The following is a 14024-nucleotide window of genomic DNA, read 5'->3' as shown; positions in this document are numbered from 1 at the left end:
TCAGCACTCGCCGTCCGCGAGCACCCAGTAGTCGGGGCCGGTCTGCCGGAGACCGTGCACGACGGCGGTGTTCCACAGGCCCATCGGGTCGTTGGAGCCGTTGGCGTAGGTGTAGCCGCCGGACTGGTGGGCGCGGCCCGCGGTGGTGTGGGCGTAGTTGCTCGCCCGCACGCACGTCCCAGGCACCGTCGGGGTGGGCGTCGGGGTCGGGGTCGGCGTCGGGGTCGGGGAAGCGCCGCCGTCCAGGCCGAAGAAGCGGGCGTCGTGGTAGGCCGAGCAGATGGTGTCCAGGAAGTAGGCGGCCGTGGACCCGCACTGGTCGGCCCCGCTGCCCGGGTCCACCGGCAGGCCGTGGCCCATGCCGGCGATCTCGTACAGCCGCACGTCGTCGGCGCCGTACACGGTCAGGGTGGTGCCGCCGGTGAGGGAGCGCGTGGCCGTGGGGGTCTGGGACACGCCGCGCACGTCGGTCCACTGGTCGCGCAGCTGCCTGCCGTTCGCGGGGACCACGGTGTAGTCCGACTGGCCCTGCCAGATCGCCACCCTCGGGTACGGGCCGGGGTGGGCGGCGCGCACCAGGTCGCCCCACTGCCGCGGGGTCCGCTGGGTGGGGCCGTACTGGCAGCCGGAGGCCTGGGTCAGGCTGGTGGCGCACCGGTAGGCCAGGCCCGCGCCGATCGACCCGGCCGCGAAGACGTCCGGGTACGTGGCGAGCATGACCGCCGCCATGGCGCCGCCCGCCGAGAGCCCGCTGACGTACACGCGCGCGGGGTCGGCGCCGTAGGCCGAGACGGCGTGGGCGACCATGCCGCGGATCGAGGCGGCCTCACCCTGGTCGCGCGTGGTGTCGCCGGGCTGGAACCAGTTGAAGCAGCTCGCGGAGTTGTTGGCGCTGCCGGTCTGTGCCAGCACCAGGGTGAAGCCCCACTGGTCGGCGTACCTGCGCCAGCCGGAGGAGGCGAAGTAGCCGCTCGCGTTCTGGGTGCAGCCGTGCAGCAGGACGACCAGCGGGCGGCCGGCGCCCAGCCCGGCGGGCCGGTAGGCGTGCATGGTGAGGTTGCCGGGGTTGGTGCCGAACGAGGTGACCTGGACCAGCGACGCCGCCCGCGCGGGCCGCTGGGCCGACAGGGCCGTCCACGGCAGGACGGCCAGCAGGAGGAGGGTGACGGCGCGGCTGAGGAGAGTGGTGGCCATGGCAGGCTCCCTGCTCTTCTGGGGGGTGTTGCAGCGCACGTTAGACGGCGGCGGACGCCGGCGACATGGTGCGGGTCCACACTCCTGACGCCGCCAGCACGGGCGGCCGTCACGTCACTCCTGACGCCATCAAGACGGGGGCCGTCACACCTGCGGGCAGCGCCTGGGGCTCGGTTCCAGGAGTCGCGCCGAGGAGGGCGCGGGCAGCTCGTCGCCGGACGGCCGCAGGCTCGACAGCAGCAGGGCCAGGTAGCGGCGGGGATCCTGATGAGCGGGATCGGCGGGGTGGGCGGTGGCCAGCGCCATGATGACGATCGCGGCCAGATCACGGGCGACCAGGTCGGCGCGCACCTGCCCCGCCCGCTGGGCCCGGTCCAGCACGGTGCCGAGCGGCCCCATGAACCGCGCCGCGATGTCCACCGTGGAGGCGCCCGCCTGCCGGGCGGCCTTCAGCAGCCCGTGGTGGGCGGCCAGCGTGTCGACCGTCGCCGTCAGCACCCCGGCCAGCGCCTCGCCGGGGTCGGCGGCGTCGCGGGCGGCCACCACCAGCGGCTCCACCTCCTCGGCGAAGTACGTCTCGAAGGCGGCCCTGATCACGCCGTCGCGGTCGCCGAAGCGCCGGTAGACGGTGGCGCTGCCGATGCCCGCGTGCCGGGCGATCTCTTCGAGGGACACCTCGGGGCCGCGCTCGCCCAGGATCGCGATCGCGGCCCGGACGATCCTGTCGGCGTTGCGCAGCGCATCGGCTCGCTGTCGCTGCTCGTGCACACGGTGAACGCTAGCAGCCGGGCGGAAAGGGGGGTTACCAGGCGACTTCGAAGGCGGACAGGCCGTACACGACGTTGAAGGAGCGGAACCGCGGCGGGGTGCCGGTCTCCCGCAACCCGGGGAAGCGCTCGAACAGCGCCGGGAAGGCGATGCGCATCTCCATCCTGGCCAGCGGCGCGCCCAGGCAGTGGTGCACGCCGTGGCCGAAGGCGACGTGGCCGAGGTCGCCGCGGGTGATGTCGAGCCGCTCGGGATCGGCGATGAAGCCAGGGTCGCGGTTGGCGGCGGGCAGGGCGCAGATCACGACCTCGCCGGCCGGGATGCGGACGCCGGACAGCTCGACGTCCGTGGTGGTGACCTTGCTGGTGCCGGAGTGCACGATGCTGAGCCAGCGCAGCAGCTCCTCGACGGTGGCGCCGATCCGCTCGGGCTCCTTCCTGAGCAGGTCGAGCTGGTCGGGGTGGCGCAGCAGGGCCAGGGTGCCGAGGCCGAGCATGTTGGAGGTGGTCTCGTGGCCGGCCAGCAGCAGCAGGGAGGCGATGCCCACCAGCTCGTCGGTGGACAGGTCGCCGCCGTGCTCGCGGACCAGCATGCCGAGCATGTCGTCGCCGGGATCGGCCTGGGCGCCCGCGACCAGCTCGGCCATGTAGGCGCGCTGCTCCAGGTTCGCCGCCGCGCGCTCCTCGAACGGCAGCGAGATGTCGAGCACCTTGCCGGTGCGCCGCTGGAAGGCGTCACGGTCGGCGTACGGCACGCCGAGCAGCTCGCAGATGACCAGGGAGGGGATCGGCAGCGCGAAGGCGGAGACCAGGTCGGCGGGCGGCCCCGTCCGCTCCATCGCGTCGAGGTGCTCGCGGACGATCTCGTGGATGCGCGGCTCCAGGCGGCGCATCCGCCGCATGGTGAACTCCGGAGTCAGGATGCGGCGCAGCCGGTTGTGCTCGGGCGGGTCGAAGGCGAGCAGGTTGCCCGCCCGCATCCGCCTGCGCTGCTCCTCGCTGTACTCCTCGCCGGCCGGCCGGAACAGCATGGCCCTGGCGTTGCTGAAGCGGGTGGCGTCGCCGAGCACCTCCCGCACGTCGGCGAAGCGGCTGACGAGCCACGCGTCGACGCCGAACGGGGTGGCCACCCGGCGCACGCCCTCCTCGTCGCGCACCGCCGACAGCTCGGGGTCGGGGTCAAAACCGTTGCGCCGCATGTGCAGGGGCAACGTCACGGAATCGCTCATGTCATCTCCCGGACGACCTTGACTGACCGCGTGTGACAAAAACGAGAGTAGCCCATCATTTCCGGGATCGCGCGGTGCCCGCCGAGGATCGCCGCCCGGCGCGGCGGGTGTAGATCACCGGCGGAGTGGCACAACCATGGTGATGACGCGGGTGTGTGAGCTGCTCGGAGCCTCGGTACGGCGTGCCGCGCTGGCCGCCGCCGCCACCGGGCTGGTGGCCGTGGCGGCGCTCGCGGCGCTCGCACCGCTGCCCTACCTGCCGCTGATCGGCTGGGACGCGGCTGCGGTGATGTTCCTGACGGTCACGTGGGCGCGGATCGCCTCGCTCGACGGCCCGCAGACCGCCGCCGACGTGGACCGGGAGGACCCCACGCGCGCCGGGGCGGACGTGGCCGTGGTCGTCGCCGCCGTGGCCAGCCTGGCGGCGGTCGGCAACATGATCGTGCAGACCGGCACCGGCCCGGTGCTCGACGTGGGGCTCGGGGTCGCCAGCGTGGTGGCCTCGTGGGCGGTGGTGCACACGATCTTCACGCTGCGGTACGCGCTGATGTACTACTCCGACGGCGCCGGGGGCATCGACTTCCACGACAGCGACCCCGGCGCCCAGCCGCGCTTCACCGACTTCGCCTACCTGGCCTTCACCGTCGGGATGACGTTCCAGGTCTCCGACACCGAGCTGAACAGCTCCGCGTTCCGTTCGGCGGTGCTGCGCCAGGCGCTGCTGTCGTACCTGTTCGGCACGGTCATCGTGGCGCTGACCATCAACCTGGTCGCCGGGCTGGGCCGATGAGCTCGCGCCGCCGGCCGGAGGTTGCAGCTAGCGGGAATGCCGGGCACCCCGTCCGGGTGGCAGCCTGGAGCCGTGGAGTTGCGCTGCCTGATCGTCGATGACAGCCGGCGGTTCGTGGAGGCCGCGCGCCGGCTGCTGGAGCTGCAGGACGTCCGCGTCGTCGGCACGGCCGAGACCGGCGGCCGGGCGCTGGAGCTGGCCGCGGCGCTGCGGCCCGACGTCGCGCTGGTGGACGTCGGGCTGGGCGAGGAGAGCGGCTTCGAGGTGGCGCGCCGCCTGGAGACCGTCCCGGTCATCCTGATCTCCACCCGGGACCCCGACGACCTCGGCCAGCTCGTCGCGGCCAGCTCGGCCGTGGGGTTCCTGCCGAAGGCGCGGCTGTCGGGGCCGGCCATCCGGGCGCTGCTCAGCGGGCCTGGAGGCGGGCGTCCAGATAGGTGAGGACGGCCAGCACCCGCCGGTGGTCGTCGTCGGCCTCGGTCAGGCCGAGCTTGGTGAGGATGCTGCGCACGTGCTTCTCCACCGTGCCCTCGGTCACCCACAGCCGCCTGGCGATGCCGGCGTTGGAGCGGCCCTCGGCCATCAGCTCCAGCACCTCCCGCTCCCTGGCGCTCAGCGCGTCCAGTGGGTCGTTCCTGCTGCGGGCCGAGACCAGCTCCTGCACCAGCGCGGGATCCACGACCGAGCCGCCCCTGGCGATGCGCCGGGCCGTGTCGACGAAGTCCGCCACGTCGGTGACCCGGCTCTTGAGCAGGTAGCCGATGCCGGCGCCGCTGGCCAGCAGCCGCATCGCGTGCTCGGCCTCGGCGTGCACCGACAGCACCAGGATGCCGACCTCCGGGTGCTGCTCGCGGATCTGCGCGGCGGCCCGCAGCCCCTCGACGGTGTTGGTGGGCGGCATCCGGATGTCCACGATGACCAGCCCAGGCTGCCGCTCGCGGACCAGGTCCATCAGCTCCTCGGCGTCTCCCGCCTGCCCGACCACGTCCAGGCCGGAGCGCGCGAGCAGGCTGGCCAGCCCCTCGCGCAGCAGCACGTCGTCGTCGGCGAGAACCACCTGCGTATCGGCCATGCGGGCATTATCGGGCCCCGCGCCCTGATCGGTACACTCCGGGCATGAACGTTGGCGGGTCACTGCCGCCCGGTCGTGGCCTGACCCTGCGTACGGTGACGGCCGGCGCGGTGCTCGCGCTGATCGTGGGCGGGGCGTTCGCGGTCCTGCTGGTCTCCATCGCCGACCTGCGTGACTCCTGGCGCCGCGAGGAGCGCTCGGCGCAGGTCCTGGCCATGGCGAACCGGCTGGAACGCCTGATCATCGACATGGAGACGGGTCAGCGCGGCTTCGCCCTGACCGGCCAGGAGAGCTACCTGCGGCCGTGGGACGCCGCCGTCGCCGCCTTCCCCGGGCAGGCGGGCGAGCTGGAGCGGCTGGTGGCGGGCGACCCCGGCCAGCGTGAGCTGGCCCGGCGCATCGCGGCGGCGGGCATCTCCTACATCGACGACTACTCCGCTCCCCTGGTGCGGGCCATGCGCGCCGGCGGTGGCGGAGCGCGTGACGCCGGGACCGCCGAGGGCGCGCGCCGCGTGGACGCGCTGCGCGGGGAGTTCGACACGCTGGTGGCGGCGGGGCTGTCGCTGACCAGGGCCGAGCAGCTCCGCTCCGGCGCCGCGGCGTGGCGGGCCGGCGCGGTGGGGGTGGCCGGGCTGGTCGCGTCGGTCGCGCTGATCGGCGCCTACTCCCACTACCTGGCCCGCGTGGTCGTCGCTCCGGTACGGCGGCTCGCCGGCGCCACCCGGCGGCTGGCCGACGGGGACCTGCGGGCCCGGGTCCCCGAGCGCGGGGCCGGCGAGATCGGCGTCCTGGAGCGCGGTTTCAACAGCATGACGGCCACGCTGGACCGGCAGCGGGCGGAGCTGGCCGCCTCCCGCTCCCGCATCGTCACCTCCGCCGACCAGGCCCGCCGCCGGATCGAACGCGACCTGCACGACGGCATCCAGCAGCGGCTGGTCTCCCTCGTCCTGGACGTGCGCGCCACCCAGGCGACGCTGCCGCGGAGCCCCGGCCTCACCGAGCCCCTCGACCGGCTGGCCGACGCCCTCGGCGAGGCGGTGGACGAGCTGCGCGAGATCTCCCGCGGCATCCACCCCGCCATCCTCAGCGAGGCCGGGCTCGGCCCGGCGCTGAAGGCCCTGGCCCGCCGCAGCCCGGTGCCGGTCGAGCTGGACGTGGACGTGCCCGGCCGGCTGCCCGAGGCCGTCGAGGTGGCCGCCTACTACGTGGTCTCCGAGGCGCTCACCAACACCGCCAAGCACGCCGAAGCCACCGTCGTGACCGTGCGGGCGCACGTGGCGGACGGCAGGGTGCGGCTGCGGATCGCCGACGACGGCGCCGGCGGCGCCACCACCGGCGCGGGCTCCGGCCTGCTCGGGCTCGCCGACCGGGTCGAGGCGCTCGGCGGCACGTTCACCGTGGACAGCCCGCCTGGCCAGGGCACCACCCTGCACGCCGGGCTGCCCGTGACGGAGGCTGGCCGGGATCCGGGGATTCCAGCCAGCAGGTAGCCGGGTTGGCCGCTGGCCGGGACGACAGCGCCGCACGTACGGAAGATCCTGATCAGGAAGCCTCGACCGCTTCCCGAAAGGAGCCCGCGGTGCAGTCACCAGCGACCTTCCCCCCTGACGTCCGCCACTTCCGCGAGCCGGAGCCGGCGCGCTCCGGCCCGAGCTGGGTCCGCATCTTCCTCGGCGGCCTGGCGCTGTGGGTGGCGACCGTGGTCGTCACGTTCGTCACCGGCAACGCCAACCTGGTCCCGACGATCATCCTGGTCGGCAGCTTCCTGGTGCCTGTCACGTTCGTCGCCTTCGCCTTCCGGCACGCCGACGCCGTGATCACCGCCCAGCGCATCTTCGCCGCGTTCGTCTACGGCGGCGTGCTCGGCGTCCTGGGCGCCTCGATCCTGGAGTCGGCGCTGCTCACGCACCTGTCGGGCTGGGGCTACCTGGCCATCGGCGCGATCGAGGAGGGCGTCAAGCTGGCCGTGCTCTGGCTGCTGGCCCGCCGCCTGCCCTGCTACACCGCCCGTGACGGCATGGTGCTCGGCGCGGCCGTGGGCTTCGGCTTCGCCGCGTTCGAGAGCGCCGGGTACGCCTTCAACGCGCTGTTCACCTCCGGCGGCCTGTCGCTGCTCGACCTCGTCGAGACCGAGGCGTTGCGGGCGGTGCTCGCCCCCGTCGGGCACGGGCTGTGGACCGCGCTGCTCGGCGGCGTGCTGTTCGCGACCGCCGCGCGCGCCCGCGGCGGCCGGCTGCTGCCGCTCCTCGGCTGGTACGCCGTGGTGGTGCTGCTGCACGCCCTGTGGGACGCGGCGCAGACGATCGCGGTGTGGCTGACCCTGGTGCTGACCGGCAGCCCGGCCCAGTGGATGGACGTCATCCGGCTCGGCCAGCTGCGCGGTGTCACCCAGGGGCAGGTGCACCTGTTCACGATGCTCAACTGGGGGCTGCTGGCGGTGGACGGGTTCGTCGGCCTGGCCCTGCTCCTGCTGCAGTGGGTCCGTCGCGCCCGCCCCGCGAGGAGCGCGGCCCACCCCTCGTGAGCGGCGCCCCTTCGGCCCTCGCGCCGGATATTTCCACCTATATGATCGCCTTCATGCATAAAGCTGCATGAATCGGAAATCCCCGGAGCGCTCACGCACATGGACCTCGCCACCCGCCGGCGCCGTCAGGCGTTGTTCCTGTTCTTCCTCCTGCCCGGCATCGCGATGTCCTCGTGGGTCACCCGCACCCCGGACCTGCGCGACGGCCTGGAGGCCACGACCGGCCAGATGGGCTGGATCCTGTTCGGCCTGTCCCTCGGCTCCATGCTCGGCATCCTCAGCTCGGGGCGGCTCACCTCCCGCTACGGCACCAGGCCCGTCATCGGCCTCGGCACCGCACTGATCGTCGCGAGCCTGGCCGTCATCAGCGCCGGCAGCCTCCTGTCGTCCGTGCCGCTGGTCGTGGCGGGCCTGTGCGGGTTCGGCGCGGGGATGGGCGCGGGCGACGTCGCCGTGAACGTGGACGGCGCCGACGTCGAGCGCATCACCGGCAGGACCACGCTGCCCGCCCTGCACGGCTGCTTCAGCCTGGGCACCGTCATCGGCGCCTGCGCGGGCATCGCGGCCACCGCCGCCGGCTTCCCCGTGCACGGGCACCTGGCCGCCGTCACCCTGCTCTGCGCCGCGATCCTCCTGTACGCCATCCGCTCCGTCCCGGCGGGCACCGGCCTCGGCACCGCAGAGCACCCCGGCCCCGGCAGCCCGCGGCCCGCGCTCTGGAGGGACACCCGGCTCCTGCTCATCGGCGCCATCGTCCTGGCGATGGCGCTGGCCGAGGGCGCGGCCAACGACTGGCTGCCACTGCTCATGGTGGACGGGCACGGCCTGGACGCCACCTCCGGCTCCCTCGTCTACACCGGCTTCGCCGCCGCCATGACCGCCGGCCGGTTCTGCGGCACCTTCTTCCTCGACCGGTTCGGCCGGACCGCCGTCATGCGCGCCAGCGCCGCCTCGGGGGCGCTCGGCCTGCTGCTGGTCATCTTCTCCGGCAACGCCGTCCTGGCCGGGGCGGCGGTGCTGTTCTGGGGGCTCGGCGCGTCGCTGGGCTTCCCCGTCGCGCTGTCGGCGGCCGGGGAGACCGGGCCCGAGCAGACCGCCCGCGTGAGTCTGGTGGCCACGATCGGCTACGTCGCCTTCCTCGTCGGCCCGCCGGGGCTCGGCTTCCTCGGCGACCACTGGGGCCTGCGCCCGGCCATGCTCGTGGTGCTCGCCTGCGTCGCCGCCGCCTTCGTGCTGGCCCCCGCCGTGGACACCGGCCGCCGTGCCGCCGGCTCGCCCTCCGGCGTCAAGTAGCGGGAGGCAGGCCCGCGTAGACGTGCCTGGCGTTGCCCGCGAGCACCGCCGCCGCCACCTCGCCGGGCACCAGCCCGGCGACGGCCCGCGCGTTCGCCGCGATGCCGGGCACGCCCGGCCAGTCGGTGCCGAAGATCCAGCGGCGGGCGAGGCGGACGAGGTCGAAGCGCGCGTAGTACTCGGGCAGCCGTTTGGGCGGCAGGCCCGACAGCTCCAGCCACACGGTGTCGTGCGCCAGGACGAGGAAGGCCGCGGCGTCGTACCACCAGCCGCGCCCGCCGTGCGCGAGCACGATCTTCAGTCCGGGGAAGTCGCGGACGACGGGCAGGAGGAGGCGCGGGTCGGCGTGCTCGTTGGCCGAGCCGGGGAAGGTACTGGTGCCGCAGTGCACGACGAGCGGGACGCCGCGCTCCTCCAGCACGTGGTAGGCCCGGTAGAGGGCCGCGTCGTCGCAGCGGAAGCCGCCGTGCACCGGATGCAGCTTGAGCGCGGCGGCACCGAGATCGAGCTGGCGCCGGACCTCGGCGGCGAGGGGGAAGTGCAGGTGCGGGTTGACGTTGGCGACCGGGCGGAAGCGGGACGGGTTGTGCTCGACGATGGGCAGCAGGTCCTCGAAGGGCTGCGTGCCGGTCGTCTTCGGGCTGTACTCGCAGAACAGCAGGGCGGCGTCCACGCCCTGCGCGGCGAAGAGCTCGTCCAGGCGGGCCGGGCGCGGCCTGCCGCCTGCGTCCCAGACGTCCTGGAGCAGGCCCTCGGGGCCGAAGTCGCGGGCCCAGCGCAGCCAGGCGGGTTTGAGGGTGCCGAGCAACGGCACGTGCACATGCGCGTCGATGAGCGCGAGGCCGTCGATCACACCCGCTCCAGGTCGTAGTCGCCCTTGCGGCCGGTGCCGTAGCGGCGCAGCGCGCCGTCGGGGCCGGCGGCGTTCGGCCGGGTGAAGATCCAGTTCTGCCAGGCGGAGAGGCGGCCGAAGATCTTGGTCTCCATGGTCTCCGGGCCGGCGAAGCGGTGGTTGGCCTCCATGCCGGTCAGCGCGTCGGGCGAGAGCGAGGCGCGTTCCTCGAACGCGATGCGCAACTCCTCCTCGAAGTCGAGGTCGTCCAGGGCCATGGTGACCAGGCCGAGGCCGGCGGCCGCTGCGGCGTCCAGCGGCTCGCCCAGCCGGGCCCGTACGGCGTCCAGGCCCGGGTCGTCGCCCCAGAAGCGGGAGCGCAGGCGGGACAGGCCGTTGCCCATCGGGTGGTCGCCGTCGTTGGACGGGGTCAGGACGAGGGTGGCGGGGACGGCGTCGTCGTCGCGGTCCTCGTACACGCCCTCCAGCATGTACTGCCGGTCGGCGGCCAGCGCCAGCTCGGCCAGCAGCCCGGCGAAGGCGGTGCCGGGCTCGATGACGGCGATGAGGCTGCGGCTGGTGACGTCGAGCCGCTTGAGCGTGCGCTTGTAGTAGTGGCGCACCTCGTCGGCGAACCAGCCGTCCAGCGCGTGGAGCTGGGCGTCGTAGGCCAGCACCCGCTCGGGGTCGCCCGCCGTGCGCAGCACCCAGATGCCGAGGCCGGGCTCGTTGGTCCGCAGGTGCAGGATGAGGTCGTCCAGGGCGCGGGTGACGGCCAGCGGCCAGTAGTCGGCGCCCTGGGCGGCGGGGTCGGCGGGCGGGGCGTCGTGCGGGCCCAGCACGGTGATCTCGGCGCGGCGCCCGGCCCGGTCGAGGCGGGCCGACAGGTAGGGATAGGTGAGGTGGTCGCCGTCGTCCTTGCGGGCCAGGGGCGTCAGGGGCACGCCCCGCGCGCCGGCGGGACGCGAGGAGGCCGCCACGGCAGCCGCGGCGCGCCCGGCCACCTCCTGGCCGAAGGCGTGGCGCGGCACGGCGGCGTCCACCAGCCCCCATTCGGCGGCGGTACGGCCGCGCAGGCCCTCCGGCCTGGTGGCGAAGACGTCGGCGCGGTCCTTGCGCACGTGCCGCTTGTCCACCACGCGGGTCAGGCCGCCGGTGCCGGGCAGCACGCCGAGCAGCGGCACCTCGGGCAGGGAGACGGCCGAGGAGCCGTCGTCGACCAGGACGATCTGGTCGCAGGCCAGCGCCAGCTCGTAGCCGCCGCCTGCGGCGGTGCCGTTCAGCGCGGCGATCCAGGTCTGGCCGGAGTGCTCGGTGGCGTCCTCGATGCCGTTGCGGGTCTCGTTGGTGAACTTGCAGAAGTTCACCTTCCAGGCGTGCGACGACTGGGCGAGCATGCGGATGTTGGCCCCGGCGCAGAACATGCGGTCCAGCCCGCCGGTCAGCACCACGGCCCCGACCTCCGGGTGCTCGAAGCGCAGGCGTTGCACGAGGTCGTACAGCTCGATGTCGACGCCGAGGTCGTAGGAGTTCAGCTTCAGCTCGTAGCCGGGCACGAGGCCGCCGTGCTCGTCCACGCGGAGGGTGACGGTGGCCACCGCCCCGTCCACCTCCAGCGTCCAGTGGCGGTAGCGGTCCGGTGAGGTCGCGAAGCGGACCTGCGGCGGCGGTTCGGCGGTGGCGGTCAAGGCGCGCTCCGAGTGGTTCGGGACCATCATGTTCGACGTGATTTCCGAGTAGCGTCAAGTATTTGTAGTATGTCGGGGCTCGTGGCGTCAGGCAGGCGGGCCTGACCTGAGAGAATGCGCGTCACGGCACGTCGCGGGAGGAGGGGGCGGTGACCGGGAGCGAGCCGCGTACGCAGGACAGGACGTCCGCCAGCGCCAGGTCGCTGCTGCTGACCGTGCTCGGTGAGTTCGTCATGCCGCGCCGCGCCGAGACGTGGACCGGCAGCCTGATCGAGGCCCTGTCGGCCCTGGGCGTGGAGGAGAAGTCCGCCCGGCAGGCGCTGGCGCGCACCGCGGCCGAGGGGCTGCTGCAGTCGCAGCGGCACGGCCGCAAGGTGCGCTGGCGGCTGACCGAGGCCGGCGACCGGCTGCTGCGCGAGGGCGCCGAGCGCATCTACAGCTTCATGCGCCGCCCGCACGCGTGGGACGGGCGCTGGCTCGTGCTCACCGCGGGCGTGCCCGAGACCCAGCGGCAGCTCAGGCACCGGCTGCGCACCAAGCTCACCTGGCTCGGCCTCGGCTCCCCCGCGCCGGGCCTGTGGGTGGTGCCCGACGCCGCCAAGGAGGCCGCGGTGCGCGAGGTCGTCCGCGAGCTGGACCTCGCCGACCGCGCCTACGCCTGGACGGGGCCGTCGGCGGGCATCGGCGACACCAGCAAGATCATCACAGCGGCCTGGGACCTCGACGACGTCGAGAAGCGCTACGTGGCCTTCATCGAGCGCTTCGAGGGCCTGCCGGTCCTGACGGACCGCGAGGCGTTCGTCAACCAGGTGCTGCTCATCCAGGAATGGCGGCGCTTCCCCTTCCTCGACCCCGACCTGCCCGCCGAGCTGCTCGACCACGCCTGGCCCGGCCCCCGGGCGGCGGCCGTCTTCCACGACCTGCACAACCGGTGGCACCGGCGGGCCCAGGCCGAGTGGGAGCGCATGGCCGGCCACGCGGGCACCCGCCACTAGAGCAGCCCCTCCTCGGCGAGGTGCACGTAGTCGAACTCGACCGGCTGGTCGTTGATGCCGGTCTTCGGCGGGGCGATCCAGCTCGCGAACCTGCCGTACTCGTACTCCGGCACCATGAGGGAGGCGACCTGCTCGCGGTCCTCGGCCGTGGGCAGCCACTCGTCGGCGCGGGCCCGCCAGCCGGCCTCGTCCATGACCTCGCCGTGCGGGCTGACGTGGTGCCCGGCGTAGACGCCGACCTTGCGGTTGAAGCCCTCGTGCGGCAGGTGGAGCCGCTCGGGCAGGCCGGCGTCCCGCAGCGCCTGGTTCCAGCGGCGCACGCCGTGGGCGCAGTCGGCGGCGTACTCGTCGCGCAGGTCGAGGTTGAGCGCGCTGAGCATCGGCACGGTCCTGGTCCTGATCCGCCCGTTCTCGACGTAGCGCAGCTCGCGGGTGTCCTCCAGCAGCACGTGGTCGTCCTTGCGCCGGCCCTCCATCCAGCGGCCCTTCAGCCCCGAGGTGTAGTAGTTGCCCGCGTTGGTGGACTGCTCGGAGCCGAACAGGTCCAGCGAGACGGAGAACTGGAAGTTCAGGTACTTCTGGATGATCTCCAGGGGGATCCCGCCGTGCGGGAGGATGTCGGCGGTGCCGTGCCGCGCCATCAGCTCGGCCGTGCGCTCCAGGGTGCGCTGCACGCCGGTGGTGCCCACGAACATGTGGTGGGCCTCCTCCTTGAGCATGAACTGGCAGGTGCGCGCCAGCGGGTCGAACGCCGACTCCTTCAGGGTGCCGAGCTGGTACTTGCCGTCACGGTCGGTGAAGTAGGTGAACATGAAGAACTGCAGCCAGTCGGTGGTCCGCTCGTTGAACGCGCCGAGGATGCGGGGCGCGTCGAGGTCGCCGGAGTTGCGCTTGAGCAGCTGCTCGGCCTCCTCGCGGCCCTGCCTGCCGAAGTAGGCGTGCAGGAGGTAGACCATCGCCCACAGGTGGCGGCCCTCCTCGACGTTGACCTGGAAGAGGTTGCGCAGGTCGTAGATGCTGGGCGCGGTGTGGCCGAGGACGCGCTGCTGCTCCACGCTGGCGGGCTCGGTGTCGCCCTGGATGACGATCAGCCGCATCAGGTCGGCGCGGTGCTCGCCGGGCACCTCCTGCCAGACGGGCTCGCCCTTGTGCTTGCCGAAGCCGACCGTGCGCCCGGGGTCGCGCTCGGCCAGGAAGATGCCCCAGCGGTACTCCCGCATCGGGACGAACTCGAAGTGCGCCCACCCGTCACGGCCCACGGCGACCGCGGTGCGCAGGTAGACGTCCTTGGTGGGCAGCGCCGGGCCGAGGCTCTTCCACCAGTCGAGGAACTTGGGCTGCCAGCTCTCCAGCGCGCGCTGCAGGCGGCGGTCGCCGGCCAGGTCGACGTTGTTGGGGATGCGCTCGCCGTAGTCCACGCGGCTGAGCGGGCCGGCGGGGGCGGGCGCCGCACCCGTACGGGATTCAGGGCTCAGGTCCACTTCCTCAACATGCCACATAGCCTTTGCGTCACAAAAGAGTTGTGTAGCGAATACTGGCCGTGTAGCCCGAGGTCCACCGTTGAGCCCCGGCACCTTCGTGCGGCGGGGCATTGACGCCACAACACATGTCTGTAGATTCTGGGCCCACCGTCTCAGCGC

General features: G+C 73.4%; 13 protein-coding genes. 6 read left to right on the top strand and 7 right to left on the bottom strand.

The features are described from left to right. From LCN96_RS23840 to LCN96_RS23830, 3 genes are all read right to left on the bottom strand, one after another. Entirely contained in the window at positions 1-1194 is a 1194-nt protein-coding gene (locus tag LCN96_RS23840; protein WP_225275093.1) for an extracellular catalytic domain type 1 short-chain-length polyhydroxyalkanoate depolymerase, read from the bottom strand. A gap of 144 nt (positions 1195-1338) precedes the next feature. Further along, positions 1339-1962, bottom strand: coding sequence for a TetR/AcrR family transcriptional regulator (locus LCN96_RS23835; protein WP_225275092.1), 624 nt, complete (start codon positions 1960-1962; stop codon positions 1339-1341). A 34-nt stretch (positions 1963-1996) separates the two neighbouring features. Then, positions 1997-3190: a cytochrome P450 gene (locus tag LCN96_RS23830; RefSeq protein ID WP_225275091.1), complete on the bottom strand. Its 1194-nt coding sequence runs from the start codon at positions 3188-3190 to the stop codon at positions 1997-1999. Positions 3191-3332: 142 nt separating this feature from the next. Here LCN96_RS23830 and LCN96_RS23825 point away from each other — a divergent pair, with 142 nt between their 5' ends. Then, on the top strand, positions 3333-3980 hold the full coding sequence (locus LCN96_RS23825) for a DUF1345 domain-containing protein (RefSeq protein WP_225275090.1): 648 nt from the start codon (positions 3333-3335) through the stop codon (positions 3978-3980). 72 nt (positions 3981-4052) lie between these two features. Next, positions 4053-4421, top strand: a complete 369-nt coding sequence (locus LCN96_RS23820; protein ID WP_225275089.1) for a response regulator — start codon at positions 4053-4055, stop codon at positions 4419-4421. On the opposite strand, the gene LCN96_RS23815 is transcribed toward LCN96_RS23820, so the two are convergent. After that, on the bottom strand, positions 4387-5052 hold the full coding sequence (locus LCN96_RS23815; RefSeq protein ID WP_225275088.1) for a response regulator: 666 nt from the start codon (positions 5050-5052) through the stop codon (positions 4387-4389). The two genes, LCN96_RS23820 and LCN96_RS23815, sit on opposite strands and share 35 nt — an antisense overlap. A 44-nt stretch (positions 5053-5096) precedes the next feature. Here LCN96_RS23815 and LCN96_RS23810 point away from each other — a divergent pair, with 44 nt between their 5' ends. The 3 genes from LCN96_RS23810 to LCN96_RS23795 all read left to right on the top strand — a co-directional run bounded on the left by LCN96_RS23810 (position 5097) and on the right by LCN96_RS23795 (position 8869). Beyond that, the gene (locus LCN96_RS23810) at positions 5097-6542 is read left to right on the top strand and encodes a CHASE3 domain-containing protein (protein WP_311132377.1); all 1446 of its coding nucleotides are present in this window, start codon (positions 5097-5099) and stop codon (positions 6540-6542) included. An 89-nt stretch (positions 6543-6631) separates the two neighbouring features. After that, the gene (locus LCN96_RS23800) at positions 6632-7576 is read left to right on the top strand and encodes a PrsW family intramembrane metalloprotease (protein ID WP_225276045.1); all 945 of its coding nucleotides are present in this window, start codon (positions 6632-6634) and stop codon (positions 7574-7576) included. Between the two features lie 99 nt (positions 7577-7675). Further along, positions 7676-8869 carry an MFS transporter gene (locus LCN96_RS23795; protein ID WP_225275087.1) on the top strand — a complete coding sequence of 398 codons (1194 nt, stop codon included), beginning with the start codon at positions 7676-7678 and terminating at the stop codon, positions 8867-8869. Here LCN96_RS23795 and LCN96_RS23790 read toward each other — a convergent pair. Both LCN96_RS23790 and boxC read right to left on the bottom strand, forming a co-directional pair. Further along, a complete protein-coding gene (locus LCN96_RS23790; RefSeq protein WP_225275086.1) occupies positions 8862-9722 on the bottom strand; it encodes an amidohydrolase family protein in 861 nt (286 codons plus the stop codon). The genes LCN96_RS23795 and LCN96_RS23790 overlap by 8 nt on opposite strands. Continuing rightward, positions 9719-11389: a 2,3-epoxybenzoyl-CoA dihydrolase gene (boxC, locus tag LCN96_RS23785; RefSeq protein ID WP_225275085.1), complete on the bottom strand. Its 1671-nt coding sequence runs from the start codon at positions 11387-11389 to the stop codon at positions 9719-9721. Before boxC ends, LCN96_RS23790 begins: the two co-directional genes overlap by 4 nt. A gap of 149 nt (positions 11390-11538) precedes the next feature. Between boxC and LCN96_RS23780 the strand changes: the two genes are divergently transcribed. Next, positions 11539-12384, top strand: a complete 846-nt coding sequence (locus tag LCN96_RS23780; protein WP_225275084.1) for a PaaX family transcriptional regulator — start codon at positions 11539-11541, stop codon at positions 12382-12384. Here the strand turns inward: LCN96_RS23780 and boxB are convergent. Further along, positions 12381-13865 (bottom strand): benzoyl-CoA 2,3-epoxidase subunit BoxB, encoded by a 1485-nt coding sequence (gene boxB, locus LCN96_RS23775; RefSeq protein ID WP_225275083.1) that lies wholly within the window; start codon positions 13863-13865, stop codon positions 12381-12383. The two genes, LCN96_RS23780 and boxB, sit on opposite strands and share 4 nt — an antisense overlap. Positions 13866-14024 lie beyond the last annotated feature (159 nt).

The sequence above is a fragment of the Nonomuraea gerenzanensis genome (assembly GCF_020215645.1).
In the GTDB taxonomy this organism is placed as follows: Bacteria; Actinomycetota; Actinomycetes; order Streptosporangiales; family Streptosporangiaceae; genus Nonomuraea; species Nonomuraea gerenzanensis.
The sequence above is the reverse complement of the archived record's forward strand: the minus strand, read 5'-3'. Positions and strand labels throughout refer to the sequence as shown.